The sequence below is a fragment of the Stappia indica genome (genome assembly GCF_009789575.1).
Classification (GTDB): domain Bacteria; phylum Pseudomonadota; class Alphaproteobacteria; order Rhizobiales; family Stappiaceae; genus Stappia; species Stappia indica_A.
Genome location: NZ_CP046908.1, coordinates 3,074,646 through 3,095,913, shown reverse-complemented (window position 1 = coordinate 3,095,913; position 21,268 = coordinate 3,074,646). Strand labels below are relative to the sequence as shown.

The 21,268-nt window shown below is 69.2% G+C and carries 19 protein-coding genes; 4 read left to right on the top strand and 15 right to left on the bottom strand.

Annotated elements, in window-relative coordinates; genetic code table 11:
• Window positions 1–353 precede the first annotated feature (353 nt).
• Together GH266_RS14525 and map are read left to right on the top strand one after the other, a co-directional pair.
• The gene (locus GH266_RS14525; protein ID WP_158194465.1) at window positions 354–572 is read left to right on the top strand and encodes a ParD-like family protein; all 219 of its coding nucleotides are present in this window, start codon (window positions 354–356) and stop codon (window positions 570–572) included.
• Window positions 569–1,366 carry a type I methionyl aminopeptidase gene (gene map / locus GH266_RS14520; protein WP_158194464.1) on the top strand — a complete coding sequence of 266 codons (798 nt, stop codon included), beginning with the start codon at window positions 569–571 and terminating at the stop codon, window positions 1,364–1,366. Before GH266_RS14525 ends, map begins: the two co-directional genes overlap by 4 nt.
• Before the next feature lie 46 nt (window positions 1,367–1,412).
• Here the strand turns inward: map and GH266_RS14515 are convergent, their stop codons facing one another.
• The 4 genes from GH266_RS14515 to GH266_RS14500 form a co-directional block, all read right to left on the bottom strand.
• On the bottom strand, window positions 1,413–1,796 hold the full coding sequence (locus GH266_RS14515) for a VOC family protein (RefSeq protein WP_158196222.1): 384 nt from the start codon (window positions 1,794–1,796) through the stop codon (window positions 1,413–1,415).
• A gap of 214 nt (window positions 1,797–2,010) precedes the next feature.
• Window positions 2,011–3,078 carry a LacI family DNA-binding transcriptional regulator gene (locus GH266_RS14510; RefSeq protein ID WP_158194463.1) on the bottom strand — a complete coding sequence of 356 codons (1,068 nt, stop codon included), beginning with the start codon at window positions 3,076–3,078 and terminating at the stop codon, window positions 2,011–2,013.
• A gap of 162 nt (window positions 3,079–3,240) precedes the next feature.
• Complete coding sequence (locus GH266_RS14505; protein WP_158194462.1) at window positions 3,241–4,839, bottom strand: MBL fold metallo-hydrolase RNA specificity domain-containing protein; 1,599 nt, start codon at window positions 4,837–4,839, stop codon at window positions 3,241–3,243.
• A 285-nt stretch (window positions 4,840–5,124) separates the two neighbouring features.
• The gene (locus GH266_RS14500; RefSeq protein ID WP_158194461.1) at window positions 5,125–6,093 is read right to left on the bottom strand and encodes a LysR family transcriptional regulator; all 969 of its coding nucleotides are present in this window, start codon (window positions 6,091–6,093) and stop codon (window positions 5,125–5,127) included.
• A 105-nt stretch (window positions 6,094–6,198) separates the two neighbouring features.
• Here GH266_RS14500 and GH266_RS14495 point away from each other — a divergent pair, with 105 nt between their 5' ends.
• Window positions 6,199–6,819, top strand: a complete 621-nt coding sequence (locus tag GH266_RS14495; protein ID WP_158194460.1) for an FMN-dependent NADH-azoreductase — start codon at window positions 6,199–6,201, stop codon at window positions 6,817–6,819.
• Between the two features lie 106 nt (window positions 6,820–6,925).
• Here GH266_RS14495 and GH266_RS14490 read toward each other — a convergent pair whose 3' ends face one another.
• The 10 genes from GH266_RS14490 to GH266_RS14445 form a co-directional block, all read right to left on the bottom strand.
• Entirely contained in the window at window positions 6,926–8,314 is a 1,389-nt protein-coding gene (locus GH266_RS14490) for an aspartate aminotransferase family protein (protein ID WP_158194459.1), read from the bottom strand.
• Window positions 8,244–9,860, bottom strand: a complete 1,617-nt coding sequence (locus GH266_RS14485) for a M81 family metallopeptidase (RefSeq protein ID WP_158194458.1) — start codon at window positions 9,858–9,860, stop codon at window positions 8,244–8,246. Before GH266_RS14485 ends, GH266_RS14490 begins: the two co-directional genes overlap by 71 nt.
• 5 nt (window positions 9,861–9,865) lie before the next feature.
• Complete coding sequence (locus GH266_RS14480) at window positions 9,866–11,404, bottom strand: aldehyde dehydrogenase family protein (RefSeq protein ID WP_158194457.1); 1,539 nt, start codon at window positions 11,402–11,404, stop codon at window positions 9,866–9,868.
• Complete coding sequence (locus GH266_RS14475; protein ID WP_158194456.1) at window positions 11,401–12,147, bottom strand: ABC transporter permease; 747 nt, start codon at window positions 12,145–12,147, stop codon at window positions 11,401–11,403. Before GH266_RS14475 ends, GH266_RS14480 begins: the two co-directional genes overlap by 4 nt.
• Window positions 12,144–12,842 (bottom strand): ABC transporter permease, encoded by a 699-nt coding sequence (locus tag GH266_RS14470; protein WP_199270331.1) that lies wholly within the window; start codon window positions 12,840–12,842, stop codon window positions 12,144–12,146. The genes GH266_RS14475 and GH266_RS14470 overlap by 4 nt, the downstream gene beginning before the upstream one ends.
• A 91-nt stretch (window positions 12,843–12,933) precedes the next feature.
• Window positions 12,934–13,716: a transporter substrate-binding domain-containing protein gene (locus tag GH266_RS14465; protein WP_199270330.1), complete on the bottom strand. Its 783-nt coding sequence runs from the start codon at window positions 13,714–13,716 to the stop codon at window positions 12,934–12,936.
• A 52-nt stretch (window positions 13,717–13,768) separates the two neighbouring features.
• Complete coding sequence (locus GH266_RS14460) at window positions 13,769–14,533, bottom strand: ABC transporter ATP-binding protein (protein ID WP_158194455.1); 765 nt, start codon at window positions 14,531–14,533, stop codon at window positions 13,769–13,771.
• A 214-nt stretch (window positions 14,534–14,747) separates the two neighbouring features.
• The gene (locus tag GH266_RS14455; protein WP_158194454.1) at window positions 14,748–15,554 is read right to left on the bottom strand and encodes an IclR family transcriptional regulator domain-containing protein; all 807 of its coding nucleotides are present in this window, start codon (window positions 15,552–15,554) and stop codon (window positions 14,748–14,750) included.
• A 60-nt stretch (window positions 15,555–15,614) separates the two neighbouring features.
• Entirely contained in the window at window positions 15,615–17,219 is a 1,605-nt protein-coding gene (locus GH266_RS14450) for a phytoene desaturase family protein (RefSeq protein ID WP_158194453.1), read from the bottom strand.
• Window positions 17,220–17,257: 38 nt separating this feature from the next.
• Complete coding sequence (locus GH266_RS14445; RefSeq protein WP_158194452.1) at window positions 17,258–18,766, bottom strand: M81 family metallopeptidase; 1,509 nt, start codon at window positions 18,764–18,766, stop codon at window positions 17,258–17,260.
• 234 nt (window positions 18,767–19,000) lie between these two features.
• Here GH266_RS14445 and GH266_RS14440 point away from each other — a divergent pair, with 234 nt between their 5' ends.
• Complete coding sequence (locus GH266_RS14440; protein ID WP_158194451.1) at window positions 19,001–20,323, top strand: aspartate aminotransferase family protein; 1,323 nt, start codon at window positions 19,001–19,003, stop codon at window positions 20,321–20,323.
• Window positions 20,324–20,347: 24 nt separating this feature from the next.
• Here GH266_RS14440 and GH266_RS14435 read toward each other — a convergent pair whose 3' ends face one another.
• Window positions 20,348–21,160: a helix-turn-helix domain-containing protein gene (locus tag GH266_RS14435; protein ID WP_158194450.1), complete on the bottom strand. Its 813-nt coding sequence runs from the start codon at window positions 21,158–21,160 to the stop codon at window positions 20,348–20,350.
• Window positions 21,161–21,268 lie beyond the last annotated feature (108 nt).

The following is a 21,268-nucleotide window of genomic DNA, read 5'->3' as shown; positions in this document are numbered from 1 at the left end:
TGAACCTCCCTGTTCGACCGCCGCGGCTGCTGGTTGTGTGCCGGCTGCGGTGAAACCTTGACGAAACGTTCGCACAACCTGTTTGAACAAACGTTTGTTCAGATAGAACGCGAAGAGCCCTTCGAGGTCAACAGCAAAATTTGCGATCCATCGCGAAGGGCTCCCGGGACGGCGGAAACCGGCGCTCGCGGCCTGATCGACGGAGGTCTCCGGCGAGGCCCGGCACGGGGGCGAGGCATGGAGGCGCAGCAGCGAATCGCACTTCCGCACCCTGCGCACCGCGCTGCTCCGGGCTTGGCAGCGGGCACTGCGCCATATATACGAACCATATACGAAGCATATGGAGGTGCGGTATGGGCATCGTGAGCATCGACGAGGACCTGCACGACCAGTTGCGGCGGGCGAGCAAGGTCTCGTACCGCTCGATCAACGCGCAGGCCGCCTACTGGATCCGCATCGGCATGCTATGCGAGACCAATCCGGCGCTGAGCTTTTCGCAGATCATGCAGCGCGAGCTCGCCGCTGCCGGCGTTGCCGCTCCGGACGCCGTCGCGGCGCCGGCGGGCGCATGACCAAGGACCCTGGCGAACTGGCGCTGCTCGCCGAATCCGGCCGGCTGCTGGCGCGCGTCTTCGAGATGCTGGACCGCATCCCGCTTGCCGGCCTGTCGACGCTCGAGGTCAACGACATGGTCGAGCGCTTCATCGTCCGCGACCTTGCCGCGCGGCCGGCCAGCACGGGCCAGTACGGCTACGCGTTCGTGCTGAACGCCTCGGTCAACGAGGTCGTCTGCCACGGCATCCCGTCGCGCGAGGCGGTGCTGCGCGAAGGCGACATCGTCAATTTCGACATTACGCTGGAGAAGAACGGCTACATCGCCGACAGCAGCAAGACCTACCTGGTCGGCGAGGTCAATCCGGCGGCAAGGCGCCTGGTGCGCACCACCTTCGAGGCCCTGTGGAAGGGCATCGGCGCGGTGCGTCCGGGCGCAAGGCTCGGCGATATCGGCTGGGCGATCGAGCGACATGCCAAGCGCAACGGCTACTCGGTGGTGCGCGAGTATTGCGGCCACGGCATAGGCCGGGAGATGCACGAGGAGCCGCAGATCCTGCATTACGGCAAGCCGGGCACCGGCCTGGCGCTGCGCGAGGGGATGGTCTTCACCATCGAGCCGATGCTCAACCGGGGCCGGCGCAGCGTGCGCACGCAAGACGACGGCTGGACCGTGGTCACCCGCGACGGTTCGCTCTCCGCCCAGTTCGAGCACACGGTCGCCGTCACCTCCTCCGGCGTTTGCGTGCTGACCCTGCGCGCCGGCGAACCCGTGCCGGCGGATGTTATCCACGCGGCACGGGCGCAAGCCTGAGGCGGCGTCAGTCGTCCGGCAACATCGCCGGGTTCCAGACGATTTCTCAAAGATGCCCGTCGGGATCGGTGAAATAGCCCGCATATCCGCCGTAGAACGTGTCCTGCGGCTCCTTGACGAGCTTCGCCCCGACGCTCAATGCCTTGCGCATGACGTCGTCGACATCCTCGCGGCGCAGAACGTTATGCCCGATGCTGGCGGCGGTGGTACAAATCGGGGTCTTGGGCAGGCCGGTGTCGTGGACGAGATCGTCCTGCGCCCAGATGGCGAGCTTCAGCCCGCCCGAGAGGTCGAAGAAGGCGACCGCGCCATGTTCGAATTCGCGCCCGACGATGCCCTCGGTCGGCAAGCCGAGGCCATCGCGATAGAAGGACAGCGCGTTTTCGAGATCGGAGACGGCAAGCGTGAGAACGGAAATTCGCGGCTTCATCATGTCCATACCCATCCTATCGGCGGCCGCACCATGCGCACGCCGCGACAGTCTTGGGCCGTCGCCTTGGCGACGGAAGGACCCGCGAAGCGGGGGCCGGGCCAACCTTCCCGAACCTAACCTGTTTCAGACACAGGCAGAATAAGGACCGATGCGCGCGCCCGTCAACCGGCCCCGACGCGGCAGACCGGCGAACGGTTCCGGCGCGGCAGGGTCAGGCCGCCGGCACGCCGGCCTTCGGGGCGGCGGCGGAGCCCCGGACGACCAGATCGCCCGGCGGCAGCAGCAACACGCGGGAGGCCTCGGCCACCCCGCCCGCCGGTGCCGGCTCGAGCTGCACCAGCAGCGCGCGCACCGCCTCGCGGCCCATCTCCGAAGTGGGCAGGCCGACAGTGGTGATCTCGGGATGCACCACCCGCGCCAGCAGGTCGTCATGCATGGTGACGACGGACATGTCGCCCGGCACGTCGAGGCCGCGCTTGTGCAGATGGGCGATCGTCGCCGCCCCGGTCAGCAGAGTCGCGGCGTGGATCGCCGTCACCCCGCGCGCCAGCAGCGCATCGACGGCGCCCGGCACCCGCGCCGGATCGTAGCCGGCCTCCGCGACCAGCTCCGGATCCGGCTCCAGTCCGGCGGCGCGCATCGCCTGCTGCCAGCCCTGGCGGCGGGCATTGCCGTTGAAACGGCCGAGCCGGCCGGCAAGATGGCCGATGCGCCGGTGGCCGAGGGCGATCAGATGGCCGACGCCGATGGCGGCGGCGGCGCAGGTGTCGACGGCAACGCAGTGCACGTCGCCGGGCAACACGCGGTTGATCACCACATAGGGGCGGTTGATGGCCGCGATGCTCTGGCGCAGGCTGTCGTCCTCATCGAAACTGGCGATGATGACGCCCTCGATCAGGCTGGACTGCGACACCCGTTCCAGCACGCTGGCGGCCGAGCCGTTCTGGTCGTAGGCGACGAGCAGCACGTAGCCTTTCGCCCGCGCCTCGGCCTCCGCGCCCAGGATCGCCGAGGCGAAGACCGGGTTCTCGATCTGCGGCACGACGATCAGCAGCGTGCGCGAGCGCGCCATCTTCAACGCGCGGGCCAGCGGATTGGCGCGGTATTGCAGCCGCTCCGCCGCATCGATGATGCGCTGGCGGGTCTCGGCGCTGGTGCGCACGTCCTTGTCGTTCTTCAGAACCCGCGAGACCGTGGAGACGTCGACGCCGGCTTCTCTTGCCACATCGCGCAAGGTGGCGTTGCGCGGGCGCGGGGCGGCGGGGGCTTCCTTCGTCATGGTCAACCGGTCGTCATCGGCGGTCTTCGCCGGGCTTCGCAGGGTCGCGAAGGCTTCCCGGCCGACACCCGCAAGGGTTCCGCCGCGTCAGCCGTCCGCAAGGCCAGAGAAAGTGCCCAAGGCGCGGCGCCGAGGCAAGCCTGACCTGCGTTCGCGAGCGACCTAACGACCGTTTTCGTCGCCGGCAAGCGCCCGGCGCAGGCGGCGAATCACGACGTTCCGGCTCTTCTCATCCGTTTCCGCCGCAAGCTGGTCGCTGATGTCGAGCAGCAGGCGGGTGACGTCGTTGTGCCAATCGAGACGGCCCACCTCCTCGCGCGGCAGGCGCGGCGGCGCCTCGCCGGCAAGACGGACCGCCCCGGCCGGCGTCAGCTCGAAACTCTCGTCGAGGCCGGGCTTCAGCACATGATCGGCCTCGATCAGGCCGGACAGCCGGTCGGCCATACCGTCGATCGCCTCGCGCTCGCCATGGACGAGGAAGATGTCGTGCGCCAGCGGCAGGCGCTTTTCGACCCAGCTCGCCAGCTCCGGGCCGTCCGCATGGCCGGAATACAGGTCGATGGAGCGGATGCGGGCGCGCACGGAGAACTCTTCGCCCTGGATGCGGACGGAAGGGGCGCCGTCCTGGAGGATGCGGCCGAGCGTGCCGGTCGCCTGGTAGCCGACCAAGAGGACCGTCCCCTCGTCGCGCCAGAGCCAGTTTTTCAGCCGGTGGCGGATGCGGCCGGCCTCGCACATGCCGCTGGCCGCGATGACGATGTGGAAACCGCGGACCCGGTCGAGTGCCTTGCTCTGCTCGACCGTCTCGGTCATGTGCAGGTTGCGGGCGGCCAGGCCCTTGAGCAGCACCTCGCCGCCTTCCAGCTCGCGGGCATGGCGGGCGAAGACGCGGGTCGCGGCCGCCGCCAGCGGCGAATCGACATAGATCGGGATCTCCGGCAAGGCCCCTTCCGCCATCAGCTGGCACAGGTCGCTGATCAACTCCTGGGCCCGCTCGACCGCGAAGGACGGAATCAGCAGCGCGCCGTCCGGATGCATCGCCGCCTTCACCTCGGCGCGCAGCTGGCCGCGCCGGTGGGCGGGGGTAGCGTCCTCCCGGTCGGTGTCGCCATAGGTGCTCTCGCAGATCAGGTAGTCGATGCCGCTGGGGCCTTCCGGGTCCGGATGCATCAGCTTGTAGTCCGGGCCGATATCGCCGGAAAACAGCAGTTTCATTGGAGGTTCGGCGATTTCCAGCTCGACCGAGGCGGAGCCGAGCAGGTGGCCGGCATTCCAGAACCGCGCGCGCAGGCCGGGCAGGACCTGGAACCAGTGGCCATAGGCATAGGGGTGGAAAAGTGCCAGCGTCGCCTGCGCGTCCGCCCCGGTATAGATCGGCTCGACCGCATCGCGGCGCTGGCGCCGGCGGTTGCGGCGGTTCAGCTGCTCGACCTCGTACTCCTGGATGTGGGCGCTGTCGGGAAGCATGACGCTGCACAGCTCGAACGTCGCGCCGGTGGCGTAGATCGGCCCGGAATAGCCGTCGCGGACAAGCTTCGGGAGCAGGCCGGAATGGTCGATGTGAGCGTGGCTGAGGACGACCGCGTCGACGTCGCCGACGGAAAACGGGAAGGGCCGGTAGTTCAGCTCCTTCTCGGTCTTGGAGCCCTGGAACATGCCGCAGTCGAGCAGGACGGTGCCGCCGGCCGTCTCGAGGCGGTGGCACGATCCGGTCACGCCGCCGGCCGCGCCGTGAAATGTCAGCCTGGGTACAACGGTCATCCAGCTCTTTCCCAACGCGTGCGCGCCATGGCGCAAAGCCCAACAGGAGCCAAAGGTTAGCACGGTTTTCCGGCCCGCATGAACGCGTGAGGCGAGCGGGGAGAAAACGCCGCAGGCCGCTTGGAAAATTTCGAGACGGATTTTGCAAAATTCCGTCTCAATAAGCGCGATTTTCGAGACGGCGCGCGCAAAACCGGCAAATCGCGGCCCTTACCGGCGAAAAACCGCGACTGACGGCACGGGCCGGCGGTTATCCCCGCCCACGCGCGCGCCGACCTTTTCCGTCTATCCCCGTTCTTCCGCCTTCTTCGCCTGCCGTGCGGCGGCATCCGCCTCTGCCACATGGCGGACGCAGCGGTCCCAGGCCGGGGTGCCGCCGAAATGGCGCAGCAGGGCCTCGGTCAGCGCCCGGACCTTGCCGGGCGTGTGCGGGCCGGGCGGGCGGACGACATACATGCCGAATTCGGGGGTCGGATGGTCGAGCAGCAGGGGCACCAGGGCGCCGGTGTCGACCGTGTCGCCGATCAGGAAGGAGGGCAGCTGGACGATGCCGAGGCCGGCAAGGGCCCAGGCGACCAGCGTCTCGCCGCTGTCGCTGCGCAGCCGGCCGCGCGGGCGCACCGAGACGGTCTCGTTGCCGCGGGTGAAGACCCATTCGGACGAGCGGCTGCCGGTGTAGATCAGGCAGTCGTGATCGGTGGCAAGGTCCTCGGGCCGCGCCGGCCGGCCCTTGCGGGCGAGATAGGCGGGGCTGGCGACGACGAGGGAGCGGATCGGCGCGATGCGGCGGGCGACATGGCTGGAATCTTCCAGCTTGCCGATGCGGATCGCGGCGTCGAGCCGCTCGCCGATCAGGTCGACCAGCCGGTCGGAGAGCGAGACGTCGAGCTCCAGGCGCGGATGGGCGGCGGCGAGCTCGGCCAGCACCGGCGCCAGGTGGTGGATGCCGAAGGAGAGCGGCGCGGAGATGCGCAGCCGGCCGACCACCTCGCCGCCATGGACGGCGACCGCGTCGAGCGCCTCGTCGTAGTCGGCAAGGAGCCGTTCGGCCCGCGCCTTGAACTCCAGTCCGGCATCGCTGGCGGTGACGCCGCGCGTCGTGCGGTTGAGCAGGCGCGCGCCCAGATGCTCCTCGATGCGGGCGATTCGCCGGCTGACGATGGATTTGGAAACGCCGAGGCGGGCGGCGGCCCGGCTGAAGCCGCCGCTCTCCGCGACCTCGACGAAATAGCGCATGTCTTCCAGTTCGATCATCCGGCGTTCCTGCTGGCGCAACAGTGTGGTGCGGATTTCGGGAATTCTGGCACCGCACAATGGCGACTACCTGTGGGGTACAACATTATCGGAAGGAACAGAGGCATGCCCTCGACTTTGAAGGTTCTCGCCATCACCAGCAGCGCGCTGGGCGATGCGTCCGCATCCAACAAGCTGGTCAACGATACGATCGACCAGCTCAAGTCCCGCAACGCCGACCTGCAGCTGACCGTGCGCGATCTCGGCGCCGGCCAGGTGCCGCATCTCGACCTCGACGGCGCCACCGCCATTCGCGGCGGCGAGCCGGCGAACGCGGCCCAGGCCGCCGCACAGAAATTGTCCGACGAGCTGATCGCCGAGGTCAAGGCCGCCGACGTGCTGGTCATCGGCGCGCCGATGTACAATTTCGGCATTCCCTCGACGCTGAAGTCCTGGTTCGACTACGTGCTGCGCGCCGGCGTGACGTTCCGCTACACCGAGGCAGGCCCGGAAGGCCTGATGACCGGCAAGCGCGCCATCGTCGTTGCGACCCGCGGCGGACTGTACAGCGAAGGCCCGGCCAAGCCGATGGATTCGCAGGAACCGCACCTGCGCACGATGCTGGGCTTCATCGGCATCACCGACATCAGCTTCGTCTATGCCGAGAAGCTGGCCTTCGGCCCGGAGGCCCGCGAAGCCTCGATCGGCGAGGCCGAGCGCAAGCTGGAAGAGCTGGTCGCGGCCTGATACGAGCCCGCAGCGACGAAACGCAAAACCCGCCGGGACGGCCGTCCCGGCGGGTTTTTTCATGTGGATTTTTCGAAGATGGGGGGCCGGAGCCGCCTTCAGCGCCTCAGCCGAGCGCCTCGTCGATGCTGCGGCGCAGGATCGCCACCAGCTCGTCGACCTCGGCATGCGAGATCACCAGCGGCGGGGAGAAGACCAGGCAGTCGCGCACCGCGCGGGTGACGAGCCCGTTGGCGAAACAGGCATTGCGCACCGGCGTCGACATCGATCCGACCGGCAGGACCTCCGACCGGCCGGCCTTGTCGCGGGTCAGCTCCACCGCCGCCATCAGGCCGACGCCGCGCACCTCGCCGACCAACGGATGGTCGCGAAGGGTGGCAAGCTGCTGCTGGAAATAGGGGCCGATATCGGCGCCGACCCGCTCAACGATGCCTTCCCGGCGCAGGATCGCAAGGTTCTCGCGGGCAACGGCGGCGGCGACCGGATGGCCGGAATAGGTGTAGCCGTGCGGGAAGCGGCCCGGCGTGTCGAACACCACCTCGGCGACCCGGTCATGGACGATGCTGGCCGAGATCGGCTGGTAGCCGGAGGACATGCCCTTGGCCACCGTCATGATGTCCGGGGCGATGCCGAAGGTCTGGCTGCCGAACCACTCGCCGGTGCGCCCGAAGCCGCAGATCACCTCGTCGGCGATCAGCAGGATGCCGTATTTGCGGCAGATCCGCTGGACTTCCGGCCAGTAGCTGGACGGCGGCACGAGGACGCCGCCGGCGCCCTGCACCGGCTCGCCGATGAAGGCGGCAACGCGCTCCGGCCCGACGGCGAGGATCGTCTCCTCCAGCCCGCGCGCCGCCTTCAGGCCGAACTCGTCCTGGGTCATGTCGCCGCCCTCGCCCCACCAGTTGGGGGCCGGCGCATGGTGGATGTCGGGGATCGGGATGCCGGGAATGTCGTGCATGCTGGCAAGGCCGGTGAGGCTCGCCGCCGCGATGGTGCTGCCGTGATAGGCGAGTTTGCGCGAGATGATGGCCATGCGCTGCGGCTCGCCGCGCTTTTGCCAGTAGCTGCGCACGATGCGGATGTTGGTGTCGTTCGCCTCCGACCCGGAACCGGAGAAGAAGACGCGGTTGAGCCCCTCGGGCGCGAGCTCGGCCAGGTCCTCGGCGAGCAGGGCTACGACCGGCGTCGTCGTCTTGAAGAAGGTGTTGTAGTAGGGCAGCTCGCGCATCTGCCGCGCCGCCACGTCGGCCAGTTCCGGCCGGCCGTAGCCGATATTGACGCACCACAGCCCGCCCATGCCGTCGAGCAGGCGGTCACCGTCGGTGTCGGTCAGGTAGCACCCCTGCGCAGAGGCGATGACGCGCGCGCCGCCCTCGCCGGCCAGTTCGGCGTGATCGGTGAAGGGATGCAGGTGATGGGCAAGGTCAGCGGCCTTGAGCGTGGCCGTCGACGGGGAGGGATCGTTCCTCAGGTCCGGATGCGGTGTCGAAGACATGGATGTGTTCCAGGTTGGGGGTCTCGGCCAGGGGATCGAGCGGCCAGAGCGGCCGCCTGATACGACTATAGGGGATCTGCGACAGGCGCATGGTGGCGATGCCGCCGGCATCGACCAGCAGGATGTCGCGGGAAATCGGCGCGAAGGCGGCGCGCAGGTGGTTGCGGCTCTTCAGGCCGATGACGGAAAGCGTGGCGGGCTCGATGCCGAGCGCGCGGAACAGGTTGAGGTCGGTGACGGCGAGCGCCCGGCTGGCCACGACGATACGCAGGCCCGCCGCCTCCAGCAACGCCATCGGCCCCATGTCGACGTCGAGCCCGCGCAGCACCGGACCTTCGCAGCGGAAGGTGCCGGGATGCAGCCGCAGGACGCGGGCCCTGAGCGCCAGCGGCGGGGTGATCTCCGGCGCAAGGCGGCCGCCCAGCGCCAGCTCGAGCATGGCCCCCTCCCCCGCCTCGCCGGCAAGGGCGACGGCGGCGGGATCGCAGATCGTCGCGAAGGCGGCGTTTTCCAGCCCCGCCTCCAGCATGGCGCGCAGCAGGTTGGGCGAATCGCCATAGGCGCCGCCGGCCGGATTGTCGGCGAAATCGGCCAGAACCAGCGGGCGGGGATCGGCGCCCGGCGCCCGCGCGGCGGCGATCGCCGTCTCGATGTCGGCAAAGTCGAGCTGGGTCTCGGCCCGGCTCTCCCACAGGCGGCGGCCGAGATCGAGCGCCAGCGCGCGAGGGTCGGCGGTGCTGCTGCTGGGGGCGGCAAGCACCGAGACCAGCGCGGCCGGCCCGACATCGGGCACATCGGCCCAGGGAAAGCCGATGGTGAGCCCGGCCGAGACGACGCCCGGCCGCGCGGCGAGGGCAGCCGCATGGCCGAGCAGCGCGTTCATCGGCCCCGGCGGGCCGGTGCGGCCATGGTCGGCGGCATCGATCATCGGCGGACGGGCGAGCACGGTGCGGGTGAGCCGGCCGGTTCCGCCTCTGTCGGCCCAGTCTCTGTCCGCCTCTTGCATCAGCAGCGCCAGCGCGCCGGCGGCCTCGACCGCGCAGTCGAAATGATCGACATGGGGATAGGTGCGATAGGGGAAGAAGGCATCGGCGGCGGCGACCATGCGGGCCGAGACATTGGCATGCATGTCGAGCGTCGCGGCGATGGGCACCCGCTCGCCGTGGCGGGCGCGCAGGGCGGCGAGCAGCTCGCCCTCCGGATCGAGGCAGTCTTCGCTGACCATCGCCCCGTGCAGGGCGAGCAGCACCCCGTCGAAGCGACCCGTCGCCGACAGCATCGCTTGTCTGAGGGCGGCCCAGTCGGCAGCGGCGAGCGGGCCGGAGGGACCGCAGGCGGCGGCAACGGGCAGCACGATCTCCCAGCCATGGGCGGCGGCGGCCTCCAGGAAGCCGCCGACTTCCGTGCCGGTGCCGGCGAGCCGGGCGCGGGCCTGCTCCTCGCCGAAGACGAGATAGCGGCCGGCGAAATCGGCGAGCCGGGTCGGCACGGCATTGAACGTGTTGGTCTCGTGCAGGATCGCACCGACGAGGACGCGCTTCGTCATGGCGCTCACGAACTCGCCGAGAGGTCGACCCAGACGCTCTTGCGATGGGTGACGCTGTCGAAGGCGTGGAAGGACTTGTCGCGGCCGCTGCCCGAGGCCTTCACCCCGCCGAAGGGGACGGTGATGTCGCCGACGCGCAGGGTGTTGATCCACACGAAGCCGGTGTCGAGGCGGCGTTCGGCCTCCAGCGCCCGGGCAAGGCTGCCGGTCCACACCGCCGCCGCCAGCCCGTAGGGACTGTCGTTGGCGATGGCGACGGCCTCGTCGAGGCTGCCGGCATCGATGACGGAAAGGACCGGTCCGAAGATCTCCTCGCGGGCGATGGCCATGCTGTTGTCGACGCCGGAAAAGATCGTGGCGCGGACGCAGGTTTCCGGCGCAAGGCCGGGGGCGGGCGGCCCCTCGCCGGTGAGGCGGGTCGCGCCTTCCGCAAGCCCCCTGGCGATATGGCCGCGCACGCGCTCGGCATGGGCGGGCGAGACCAGCGCGCCGAAACGGGTTTCCGGCAGCAGGGGATCGCCCGGTACCCAGTCGCGGACCAGCGCCACCAGCTTTTCCAGGAACTCGTCGCGGATGGGACGTTCCAGGATCAGCCGGGTGCCGGCATTGCAGATCTGGCCCTGGTTCTGGAAGACGCCCATGGCGGCGGCTTCCACCGCCCGGTCGATGTCCGGGCAGTCCGCGAGCACGATGTTGGCGGACTTGCCGCCGCATTCGAGGCCCACCTTCTTCATGTTGGACTGGCCGGCATAGGTCATCAGCAGCTTGCCGACGGCGGTGGAGCCGGTGAAGGCGAGCGAGGCGACGCCGTCATGCAGGGCGAGCGCGCGTCCGGCCTCCGCGCCGATGCCCGGCAGCACGTTGAAGACGCCGTCGGGAAGCCCCGCCTCGGCGGCGAGCCGGCCGAGCCGCAGGGCCGAGAGCGGCGACAGTTCGGAGGGCTTCAGGACCACGCTGTTGCCGGCGGCGAGCGCCGGGGCGATCTTGGTCATCGCGGTGACCAGCGGGAAGTTCCAGGGGACGATGGCGGCGACGACGCCGACCGGCACCCGGCGGATCATGGCGAGCACGTCACCCCTCGTGGGGGCGATCTCGTCGTAGAGCTTGTCGGCAGCTTCCGCGAACCAGCGCAAGCAGCGCACCGCCGCCGGCACGTCGATCGTCAGGCTGTCGCGGATCGGCTTGCCCATGTCGAGCGTCTCGAGGAGGGCGAAGGCGTCCGCATCCGCCTCGATGAGATCGGCAAGGTGCAGCAGCACCGCCTTGCGCGCGCCCGGGGCGGCGCGTGACCAGCTGCCCGTCTCGAAGGCGCGGGCGGCGGCCGCGACCGCCGCATCCGCATCGGCCTCGCCGCAGGCGGCGACATCGGCAAGGGTGCGGCCGGTCGCCGGGTTGAGCGTGGCGAAGGTGGCGCCGGACAGCGCCGGGCGATAGCGGCCGTCGATGAAGGCCTGCGCCTCCGGCGACAGGGCGCGGGCGGCGGCGTGCCAGTCCTTGACTGGAGCGGGGACGGGAGCGGGGGCAGGAGTGGGGGACACGGTCATTTCGCTTCACCAGGGGAGACGGCGCCGGAACCGGCAACGGGGCGGGCCGCGAGGGAGGGCGGCTGGCGGCGGTCGCCGGACAGAAGATGCTCGGCCAGCTTGAAGGCGCGGGTGATGACGAAGGTCATCGTCAGGTAGATCAGCGCGGCCATGGAAAGCAGCTCGACCGGCATGTAGTTGACCGAGCTGATGGTGCGGGCAACGCCGGTGAGGTCGAGCAAGGTGACGGTGCTGGCGAGCGAGCTCGCCTTGATCAGGAGGATCACCTCGTTGCCATAGGCCGGCAGGCCGATGCGCAGCGCCTGCGGCAGCACGATGCGGCGCATGCGGGTCAGCCGCGACATGCCGATGGCCTTGGCCGCCTCGATCTGGCCGCGCGGCACCGCCTGGATGGCGCCGCGCACGATCTCCGCCGTGTAGGCGGCGGTGTTCAGCGAGAAGGCGATCAGCGCGCACCAGAACGGCTCGCGCAGGATCACCCAGAACGGGCTGGCGCGCACGGCGGCGAATTGCGACAGGCCGTAATAGACGAGGAAGATCTGCACCAAGAGCGGCGTGCCGCGGAAGAAGAAGACGAAGCCGTAGGCCGGCATCCACGCGAACGGGCTGCGCGACAGGCGGGCAAGCGCGACGGCGAGCGCCATGACGAAGCCGGCGACAAGGGCAAGGCCGACCAGCTGCAGCGTCAGGCCGGCGCCACTGAGCAGCGCGGGAAAGCTGTCGATCATCACCTGGAGGTTCATGCCGCACCCACAGGTTCGAGGCCGCGCGAGGCCCGGCGCTCCAGCACCTGGATGGCGAGCATGCTGACGATGGTCAGGGCGAGATAGATGAAGGCGGCGGCAAGAAAGAAGGTGAAGGGCTGGCGGGTGAAACCGACCGCGTATTCGGTCTTGCGCATCAGCTCCTCCAGTCCGATGACGGAGACGAGCGCCGTCTCCTTGAGGATGACGAGGAAGATGTTGCCGAGACCCGGCAGCGCGATGCGCCAGACCTGCGGCAGCGACACCCGGCGGAAGGTCAGCAGGCGCCCCATGCCGAGCGCGCGCGCTGCCTCGATCTGGCCCTTGGGGATCGACTGGAAGGCGCCGCGGAAGACCTCGGTCGCATAGGCGCCGAAGGCGAGCGACAGGGCGAAGACGCCGGCGACGAAGGCGTTGATGTCGACATGCTCAGTATGGCCGAGCCAGCGGGCAAGGCCGTTCACCGCGCGCACGCCGCCGAAATAGATCAGCAGGATCAGCACCAGGGCCGGCACGCCGCGCACGATGGTGGTGTAGACGTCGCCGGCGATGCGGGCCGTGCGGCTCGACGACAGTTTCATCATGGCGACGGCGATGCCGATGAGAATGCCGAAGAGCGTGCTGAGAAGGGCGACCTGGACGGTCATCAGCGTGCCCTCGGCCAGCATCGGGCCGAAGCCTTGCAAGTCGGGCATCAGGCGAGGTCCTGCGATTGGCTCAAGGAGGCGGAAAGCATGGACGCGGCCGGGGTCCGGGCCCGGCCGCGCCGCGACGTCGCAGGCGCGATCAGTCGGCCGGCTTCATGCTGAACGGGAAGAAGCGGTCGTTGATCTCGTCATAGACGCCGTTCTGCTTGATGGCGGCGAGCGCCGCATCGAGGCGGGCGAGCAGGTCGGTGTCCGACTTGCGCACGGCGATGCCGGCGCCAAGGCCGAGGATTTCAGGGTCGAGCATCGCCTCGCCCTTGATCTCGAAGGTGGCGCCGTCCTCGGACTTCAGCCAGTTCGACATGGCGATGCGCTGCGCGACGACACCGTCGATGCGGCCGGTCACCAGGTCGAGATTGTGGTTCTCGACCTTGTCGTAGAGGCGCACGTCCGCATCCGGGAAGCGGGCGGCGATCAGCGCGGCATAGGTGCTGGCGCGCTGCACGCCGAGCGACTTGCCGGCAAGGCTCTCGGCGGTCGGGGCAAGGTCGGCCTGCTTCGGCGCGACCAGCACGGCACCAGCCTGGTAGTAGGGCTTGGTGAAGTTCACCGCCTCGAGCCGCGCCGGGGTGATCGACATGCTGGCGACGACGGCGTCGTACTGGCCGGCATTGAGGCCGGGGATGATGCCGTCCCAGGCCTGGGCCGAGATGGTGCATTCGACCTTCATCTCAGTGCAGAGCGCCTTGGCGATCTCCACGTCGAAGCCCTGCAGCTCGCCCTTGGCGTCGACGAAGTTGAACGGGGGATAGGCGCCCTCGGTGGCGATGCGGAGGGTTTCGCCCTGCGCCGCCGAGGCAAGGCCGAGGCCGAGGCCGCAGGCGGCGAGCAGCGTGGCGAGTTTCATGCGCAGCGTTGTCATTGTCTTTTTCTTCCTCTGGTTGGTCGGTCGATGGGCAGCCGTGGATGTAAGGTCAGGCGGCCTCGAAGGACTGCCGGACGAATTGCCGACAACGGTCGGAGGCGGGATCGCCGAAGACCTGTGCCGGGGTTCCCTCCTCCTCGACGCGGCCCTGGTGCAGGAACACGACCTTCGAGGAGACGTCGCGCGCGAAGCGCATCTCGTGGGTGACGATGATCATCGTCCGGTTCTCCTCGGCGAGCGCGCGCATGACGCGCAGCACCTCGCCGACGAGCTCGGGATCGAGCGCCGAGGTGGGCTCGTCGAACAGCAGCACGTCCGGATCCATGGCGAGGGCGCGGGCGATGGCCGCCCGCTGCTGCTGGCCGCCGGACAGATGCGCGGGATAGTGGCCGCGCTTGTCGTGGATGCCGACCTTGTCGAGCAGGGCTTCCGCCTGCTCCACCGCCTCGGCGCGCGGCCGGCCGAGCACATGCACCGGACCCTCGATGAGGTTTTCCAGGATGGTGCGGTGGCTCCACAGGTTGAAGTCCTGGAACACCATGCCGACGCGGCGGCGGACCCGATCCGCCTGGCGGTTGTCGACGCGGCCCTTCCGTCCGACCTTCAGCTCCTCGCCGAAGACGCGGATCGAGCCGCTGTCGTAGCGCTCCAAAAGGTTGATGCAGCGCAGGAACGTGCTCTTGCCCGAGCCGCTCGAGCCGATGATCGAGATGACGTCGCCCTTTTCCGCCCGCAGCGAAATGCCCTTGAGCACCTCCAGCTGGTTGAAGCGCTTGTGCAGGTCGTCAACGACGATCGGCGTCCCGTCGGTCATGCAGCCCCTCCCGATGCGACCGCCCTTGCGATCCAGTTTGTTCGCTTAGCGGCCATACGTTCACTGTGCGCACACGTTAGGAAGGAACGGGGAAGCTGTCAAGCTTCCGGACAGCCGGGCGGCAGGCGAACACATGCAGGCAGATGAGCAAGGGCGGGCAAGCGCCGGCCGGGGCCGGCGCGCCGTCAGGCAACGAGGAGACGGAAGGGGCGGCTCAGGGCCGCGAGCGAATCGCGAACTCGATCTCGGAGGCGGCCGAGCGCAACACCGGCAGGAGCTGCGAGACGAGGCTTTCCATGGTGTGGCGGGTCGCCGGAACGCCCATGTTGATCGCCGCGATGAAGCGTCCGTCGCGCCCGCGCACCGGCACGGCGATGGAGCGGATGCCGACCTCGAGCTGGCCCTCGGCGGTGCAATAGCCGTCGGAACGGCCCTTGAGGATCATCTCGCGCAGCGCATGCCGGTCGGTGACGGTGAGCGGCGTGACCTGGCGGATCTCAGAGCGGTCGAGCAGCGCGTCGAGCTCCGCATCGGGCAGGCCGCCGAGCAGCACCCGGCCGAGCGAGGTGGAGGTGGCCGGGTAGCGATTGCCCAGCGCGATGCTGATCGACATCATCCGGTTGGCGGTGTGGCGGGCGACATAGACCACCTCGGCGCCGTCGAGCACACCCATGGAGCACGGCTCCTCGACCTGCCTGGCCGCCGCCTCGAGGATCGGGTTGGCGATCTCGATGAAGGAGAAGGAGCTGAAATAGGCCATGCCCAGCTCCAGCACCCGCGGCCGCAGGCGGTATTCGCGCCCGTCGAAGCTGGCATATTCGAGCGTGACCAGCGTCTTGAGGAAGCGACCGGCGGCCGCGCGCGGCAGGCCGGTCTTGCGCGCCACGTCGCTCAAGGTCATTGCCGGGGTGAAGCGGTCGAACGCCTTGATGACGGCCAGGCCGCGGGCCAGCGAGCGCACGAAATCGGAGCTGTTGTCCGCCTGCGCGTCCGCAACGTCGTCGACATCGTCCTGCGCCATGGCGGCCCTTTCCAAGAATCATCCCGTCCGATCCTCGTTACCATGACGCACGGGTGTTCGCTAGACGAACTCCCGGCGACGCTTGAGGATCTCCCGCGCCGCGTTGCGCCCGGGCAGGCCGGTGACGCCGCCGCCGGGATGGGTGCCGGAGCCGCACTGGAACAGGCCCTTGATCGGGCTGCCATAGGCGGCATGGCCGGCGGCCGGGCGCAGGCTGAACAGCTGGTCGAGATGCATCTCGCCGTGGAAGATGTCGCCGCCGACAAGGCCGTATTCGGTCTCCAGGTCGAGCGGCGTCAGCGCGCTGTAGCCAAGCACCGAGGCGGGAAAGTTCGGCGCATAGTCGCCGATCGTATCGATCACCAGCTTCGCCACCTCGTCGCGGTGATCGTCCCAGGAGGCGCCGTCGGGCAAGTCCGGGCTGAAATGCTGGCAGAACAGGCCGGCAATGTGCTGCCCCTTCGGCGCCAGCTCCGGTTCGACGGCGGTCGGGATGCACATGGAAACGACCGGCTTGCGCGACCAGCCGCGATGGCGGGCCTCGTCATAGGCGGTCTCCAGATAGCCGAGCGAAGGTGCGATGGCGATGGTGCCGGCGTGATGGCGCTGCATCTCGCGCCCCGGGCGGGCGATGAAGTCCGGCAGTTCGGACAGCGCCACGTTCATGCGGAAGGTGCCCGAGCGGCAGCGCCAGTTGCGCAGCCGGCGCAGGAAGGCGCTGTCGAGGAGGCTGCTGTCCAGCATCTTCAGGAACAGCAGCCGCGGATTGACGCTGGAGGCAATGATGGGCGCGCGCAGCACGGTGCCATCGTCCAGCGCGACGCCGGCGGCGCGGCCCTTCTCGACGATCACCTCGCGCACGCCGCGCCCCAGATGGACGACGCCGCCGCGCGCTTCCAGCGACACCTGCATCGCCTGCGTGATGCCGCCCATGCCGCCGCGCGGCTGGCCCCATTTGCCGCGCTTGCCGTTGACCTCGCCGAAGACGTGGTGAAGCAGCACATAGGCCGAGCCGAGCGCGGAGGGGCTGACCATGTTGCCGACCAGCCCCTTGAAGCCGTAGATGCCCTTGAACGCCTCGTTGTCGAAGCGCTCGTTCAGGAAATCGGCAAGGCTCTTCAGCATCAGGTCGGCGAAGCCGGCGCGCTGGTCGCGGCTCAAATGCCGCAGGTGCCAGCCGACCCGGCCGGTCTGCAGCAGTTCGCCCCAGCCGCCGGTCATTTCGGGCGGCCGCTCGCGGGCGATTGCCCGCATCACCGTCGCCGAGACGTCGAGCAAGGCGGACAGTTCCGCATAGGCCTTGGCGTCGGACGGGCTTTCGGCGGCAAGCTGCGCCATCACCGCCGACTTGTCGCCGAGCAGCTCGATGGAGCGCCCGTCGGGCAGCACGCTCAAGGTGCCGCCCTCGCGCTCCAGGATCTCCAGCCCGTGCCGGTGCAGCTCCAGGTCGGCGATCACCTCCGGCGCCAGCAGGCCGACCAGATAGGAACAGGAGGAATTGCGGAAACCGGGATGGAACTCCTCGGTGACGCAGGCGCCGCCGACAATGGAGCGGCGCTCGACCACCGCGACCCGCAGGCCGGCGCGGGCAAGATACCCGGCGCAGGTGAGGCCGTTGTGGCCGCCGCCGACGATGACGGCGTCGAAGGAAGACGAAGCACTCATGACAGGGTCCAGCACTCAGGAGGGGCGTCGGGGCGGAGTTATTGCGCGGGGCGGAGGAAGCTCGCAGGCACGTGGCGATAGGGCAGGCTGGTCAGATCGGCCGGGGCCGGGCCGGGCGTATCGACATCGATGATGGCGCCGCAAAACGTGCCGAAGGCGGCGCGGAAATGGTTCTTGGCCTTGGTGCAGAACAGGGCGATCTCTCCAAGGTCGATGCCGTGCAGGGCGGCCCAGGCCGGATCGTTGACGCTCTGCGCGGTCTCGGCGATCACCACCGAGAGGGCGCCGGCACGCAGCAGCACGGTGCGGCCGACCGCCTCCTGCCGGCCGCGCTCCATCGGCCCGGTGTTGACGAAACGCCCGTCGGTGAGGCGGACGATCTCGCCCGAGAACGGCACCGGCGGGCCGAATGCCGTGCCGAGACGACCCCCAAGATGGCTCTCCAGCCGGGCACCGGCGCCCAGCTCATGGGCGCGGGCAACGAGATCGGGATCGCAGAAGCTGGCGAACAGGGCCGGCCAGGGCGGGGCCGCCTCGACAAGGGCGCGGAAGAGGCCCGGCGTGTCGCCGGCGCCGCCCGACAGCGGATTGTCGGAGTTTTCCAGCACCGCGACCGGCCAGCGGGTGCCGCCCTCCAGCAGGCGGACGGCGCGCGCCAGGCCTTCGGCCGCTCCCGGCAGATCGGGCAGGAACGCGCCATGGCTGCGAAGCAGATCGTCCGCCATTCCTTCCGCCACCGCACGGGCGCGGGCGCCCTCCCCCTCGCCCTTGCCATCGTCACGGTGGCAGACGGTGACGGAGGCTGAGGTCCAGGGCGTGTCGGCATAGGCGAAGCCGCCGAAGACGGTGATGTCGGCAAGGCCGGCCTCCGCCTCGCGCTCGCCCGCCAGGCGGACAAGGTCGCCCATCGGCCGGCCGTCGGTGCGCATGGAATGGCTGGGGGGAAGCATCGGCACCGGCAGGATCAGCGAGCGGAAACGCTCCCCCTCCGCCATGCGCTCGACGAGGCCGAGCGCTTTCTCCGCCGTCTCGGCCATGTCGACATGGGGATAGGTCTTGTAGCCGACAAGGATGTCGGCGCTCTCGGCAATGCGCGGATCGAGGCAGGCGTGCATGTCGAACGTGACGGCGAGCGGCACATGCGGCCCGAGCACCGCGCGGATGCGGGCAAGCAGCGTGCGGTCGGGGCCGAGGTCCCGCGTGCCGGCAATGGCGCCGTGCAGGGAGACATAGACCGCATCGAACGGGGCTTCCTTCGCCTCGCGGGCAAGGCCCTCGACGATCTCGTCGTGGATGGCATCGAGCGCCGCCTGCTCGACAAGGCCGCCGGGCGGGGCCGAGGTGCAGCGCAGGAACACCCCCTGCCAGTCGGGTCGGGCGTCGAGAAAGGCGACCGTCCCGCCCATCTCCGTCGCCGTGCCGCGATAGGCCTCGTGCGCTTGAGGTCCCGCCTGCCATTCGCGCCGGCGAAAGCTCTCAAGGCCCGTGGGAACGGGGGAAAAGGCATTGGCCTCGTGCCACAGCCGCGCAATCGCCAGACGCCGCATCACGCTCTCTTTCTGCTCCACCGGGGACGAGGCGGGAGGGGGCGCGGGGGCCGCCCTTTCCGTGACTTGTCCGTTCAGCGAATTTGTGTTCACTATGCGGATGATCCTAGAAGCGAACCCGGATCGCTGTCAATCGACCGACGCACCTGTCCACGCTCTCTCCTCTCTCTCCTCTTTCTCACCCCCCCCTCCCTCCCCGCCTGCCCGGCTTTGCTTTTTCCGAAAGGTCCCGCGATGAGCCACGTCTTCCACCGCTCCGCCCGCGCCACTCCGCCGCTCGCCGTCGCCGGCGAGGGCAGCTACATCCTTTGCAGCGACGGGCGGCGTTATCTCGATGCCTGCGGCGGCGCCGCCGTCTCCTGCCTCGGCCACAGTCAGCAGGAAGTGGCGGATGCCATCGCGGCGCAGGCCGGGCGGCTCGCCTATGCGCATACCGGCTTCTTCACCAGCGAGCCGGCGGAAGAGCTGGCCGAGTTGCTGGTCGACGGCGCGCCTGGCGGGCTGGAGAAGGTCTATTTCGTGCTGAGCGGCTCGGAGGCGGTGGAGACCGCGCTGAAGATGGCGCACCAGTATCACCGCGAGCGCGGCGAGCCGGCGCGCCGGCACGTTATCAGCCGCTGGCAGAGCTATCACGGCAACACGCTGGGCGCCCTGTCGGCCGGCGGCAACCGGGCGCGCCGTGCCGCCTATGCGGATCTCCTGATCGACATGCATCACATCTCGCCCTGCCACGCCTATCGCGGCCGGCAGGAGGGCGAGAGCGAGGAGGACTACGGCTTGCGCGCCGCCGACGAGCTGGAGGCGAAGATCCTGGAGCTGGGGCCGCAGACCGTCTCGGCCTTCATCGCCGAGACCGTCTCGGGGGCAACGCTCGGCGCCGTGCCGCCGGCGCCCGGCTATTTCCGCCGGATCCGCGAGATCTGCGACCGGTACGGCGTGCTGCTGATCCTCGACGAGGTGATGTGCGGCATGGGCCGCACCGGCCACGCACATGCCTGTCTTGCCGAAGGCATCGCGCCGGACCTGATGACGGTCGCCAAGGGGCTGGGGGCGGGGTTCCTGCCGCTCGGCGCGGTGCTGGTCGGCGGGCATGTCCATGCCGCCTTCGAAGGCGGCTCGGGCGCGTTCCAGCACGGGCACACGTTCGTCGGCCATCCGGTCGCCTGTGCCGGGGCGCTGGCGACGCAGAAGATCGTCCGCCGCGAGAAGCTGGTGGAGAAGGTCCATGCCGAGGAGCGGCTGGTGCGGGCGCTGCTGGAGGAGCGCTTCGGCCAGCATCCGCATGTCGGCGACATTCGCGGGCGCGGCTTCTTCTTCGCGCTGGAGCTGGTCGCCGACCGCGAGAGCAAGGCGCCGTTCGCGCCGGAGCGGCAGCTTGCGGCAAGGATCAAGCGCGAGGCGCAGGCGCGCGGGCTCCTGTGCTATCCCGGCGCCGGCACGGCGGACGGGGAGGCCGGCGACCACGTGCTGCTGGCCCCGCCCTATACGGCGACGCGCGCGGAGCTGGCCGAGATGGTGCGCCTGCTCGGCGAGAGCCTCGACGCGCTGCTTGCCTGATCAGGGGGCGGGAGCCGGGCGCGCTCAGCCGCGCTCGTCGGCATAGGCCTCGAAGACGTGGTTGCCGGAGCGGGCATTGTCGATCATCGGCAGCACATAGGCCGGCATTTCCGGGCTGTCCGGATCGAACAGGCCGCAGCGGCGCAGCGCCCCGGCCAGCGGCATGCGCGGCAGGGTGCGCTCCAGATAGGTGCGCACGGCGCAGGGCACGTGGTCGCGGTTGGCCGAGACGCCGACCTTGACCCCGTGCAGCCGCGTCCAGCGATGGGCGTAGTCGGGATAGAGCACGGTCTGGGTGATCTCGATGCCGGCGCTGTATTCGTAGTCGTTGAGGAACACCCGGTCGCCGGTCAGCAGCGCCGAACCCTGGTAGCGGTAGTGGCGCCGGCAGGTCCGGTCGAACGGGCCCATGCGCTCCAGCCGGCGGTAGAAGACGTGCTCGCCCTCGATGGAGAAGGAGACCAGCGCCCGCACGATCTGGCCGCGCGAGGACATGGAATAGTAATATTCGAAGAAGGTGCCGACCAGGTTGAAGATGCGCGGGTCGCCATGGGCGAAGATCTGGTCGAAATGCTGGCGGAAGGTGCGGGTCAGCGTGTCGGAGGCAAGGCCGCGCAGCTTCACCAGTCGGGCGAACTCCTCCTCCGGCAGCAGCATCTCGTGCGGCTCGACGCCGAAATAATCGCAGATCTTCCGCATCAAGGCGTTGCGCGGGAAGGAGCTTCCCGCAAGATAGCGGTTGAGCTGGCTGCGATTGATCTTCAGGTCCTGCGCCACGCGGGCGATGGAGGGCCGGTAACCGCACAAGAGGCGGAGATTGGTGCCGAAAGGGTGCATGGCGCGCTTTGGTGCATTTTTCGCGCCCGAAAGCGCCGGTTCTCACTCAATTGCATAATTGCCGGAGGCCTGCACGGTCAATCACCTTGCGGGACAAGTTGGGCACCG

What these genes read in the sequence shown, in the direction of transcription:
- GH266_RS14510 (WP_158194463.1), bottom strand. Translation starts at nt 3,078, where the DNA reads ATGACGAAGGAAGCCCCCGCCGCCCCGCGCCCGCGCAACGCCACCTTG.
- GH266_RS14480 (WP_158194457.1), bottom strand. Translation starts at nt 11,404, where the DNA reads ATGACCGTGTCCCCCACTCCTGCCCCCGCTCCCGTCCCCGCTCCAGTC.
- GH266_RS14515 (WP_158196222.1), bottom strand. Translation starts at nt 1,796, where the DNA reads ATGAAGCCGCGAATTTCCGTTCTCACGCTTGCCGTCTCCGATCTCGAA.
- GH266_RS14440 (WP_158194451.1), top strand. Translation starts at nt 19,001, where the DNA reads ATGAGCCACGTCTTCCACCGCTCCGCCCGCGCCACTCCGCCGCTCGCC.
- GH266_RS14525 (WP_158194465.1), top strand. Translation starts at nt 354, where the DNA reads ATGGGCATCGTGAGCATCGACGAGGACCTGCACGACCAGTTGCGGCGG.
- GH266_RS14460 (WP_158194455.1), bottom strand. Translation starts at nt 14,533, where the DNA reads ATGACCGACGGGACGCCGATCGTCGTTGACGACCTGCACAAGCGCTTC.
- GH266_RS14495 (WP_158194460.1), top strand. Translation starts at nt 6,199, where the DNA reads ATGCCCTCGACTTTGAAGGTTCTCGCCATCACCAGCAGCGCGCTGGGC.
- GH266_RS14490 (WP_158194459.1), bottom strand. Translation starts at nt 8,314, where the DNA reads ATGTCTTCGACACCGCATCCGGACCTGAGGAACGATCCCTCCCCGTCG.
- GH266_RS14445 (WP_158194452.1), bottom strand. Translation starts at nt 18,766, where the DNA reads ATGCGGCGTCTGGCGATTGCGCGGCTGTGGCACGAGGCCAATGCCTTT.
- GH266_RS14505 (WP_158194462.1), bottom strand. Translation starts at nt 4,839, where the DNA reads ATGACCGTTGTACCCAGGCTGACATTTCACGGCGCGGCCGGCGGCGTG.
- GH266_RS14455 (WP_158194454.1), bottom strand. Translation starts at nt 15,554, where the DNA reads ATGGCGCAGGACGATGTCGACGACGTTGCGGACGCGCAGGCGGACAAC.
- GH266_RS14450 (WP_158194453.1), bottom strand. Translation starts at nt 17,219, where the DNA reads ATGAGTGCTTCGTCTTCCTTCGACGCCGTCATCGTCGGCGGCGGCCAC.
- GH266_RS14435 (WP_158194450.1), bottom strand. Translation starts at nt 21,160, where the DNA reads ATGCACCCTTTCGGCACCAATCTCCGCCTCTTGTGCGGTTACCGGCCC.
- GH266_RS14485 (WP_158194458.1), bottom strand. Translation starts at nt 9,860, where the DNA reads ATGACGAAGCGCGTCCTCGTCGGTGCGATCCTGCACGAGACCAACACG.
- GH266_RS14470 (WP_199270331.1), bottom strand. Translation starts at nt 12,842, where the DNA reads ATGCCCGACTTGCAAGGCTTCGGCCCGATGCTGGCCGAGGGCACGCTG.
- GH266_RS14500 (WP_158194461.1), bottom strand. Translation starts at nt 6,093, where the DNA reads ATGATCGAACTGGAAGACATGCGCTATTTCGTCGAGGTCGCGGAGAGC.
- GH266_RS14475 (WP_158194456.1), bottom strand. Translation starts at nt 12,147, where the DNA reads ATGAACCTCCAGGTGATGATCGACAGCTTTCCCGCGCTGCTCAGTGGC.
- map (WP_158194464.1), top strand. Translation starts at nt 569, where the DNA reads ATGACCAAGGACCCTGGCGAACTGGCGCTGCTCGCCGAATCCGGCCGG.
- GH266_RS14465 (WP_199270330.1), bottom strand. Translation starts at nt 13,716, where the DNA reads ATGACAACGCTGCGCATGAAACTCGCCACGCTGCTCGCCGCCTGCGGC.